Below are 706 nucleotides of genomic sequence, written 5' to 3' on the forward strand. Positions count from 1 at the left end.
TCACTTTGTTGTTTAACTTCTGTTTTCGCTTGTACTGATTGTACATTCGATGTAATTACACCTGTTGCTAACATTCCCAATGCTAAACTTGCTTTTGCTATCGCTTTAAATTTCATAATTTTTAGCCCCAATCTATTTAAATTTGATTTTTCAATTACGTAATATGAACAATCTACCTACATTATATTGAGGCGCTATCCCCTTTCAAATTAAACCTCATTTAACTAAACTTGAATCATTGTTAAGGTAATTAATAAAATGCTAACTGTTATTAATCAATTCTTATCCGTCGAGACTCTTTTTTATACAAATCACACTTTATACCATTTTTATTTTAAAAACTGTAAAACTTTCAGACACAAAACAGACATCATATTGTCGTAGTACCTGATTAAAATTTTCAAAGATATTAGTGATACACATCAACTAAAACGCGTCATTACGGTATTTTCAACATTAATAACATATACGTATTTACTATACACAGCGATAATAAATACAGATTACAATTTTTTATAAAATCAAATGTTTTGAAAACAATCGAATAAGTATTATGTTATGTATATAAAGATTAGGAGATGAAGTGAATGAATATTATGTTAACAGGTGCTACAGGTCATTTAGGCACACATATTACAAATCAAGCCATTGCAAATCACATAGATCATTTTCACATTGGTGTTAGAAATGTTGAGAAAGTTCCAGA

2 pseudogenes are annotated in these 706 nt (G+C 28.3%); one reads left to right on the forward strand and one right to left on the reverse strand.

The features are described from left to right. Nucleotides 1–116: pseudogene (locus IDG60_RS18470) on the reverse strand (superantigen-like protein); the annotation flags it as partial. 471 nt (nt 117–587) lie between these two features. Between IDG60_RS18470 and IDG60_RS18475 the strand changes: the two are divergent. Beyond that, a pseudogene (locus IDG60_RS18475) lies at nt 588–706 on the forward strand (SDR family oxidoreductase); the annotation flags it as partial.

Source organism: Staphylococcus sp. EG-SA-2 (assembly GCF_017152085.1).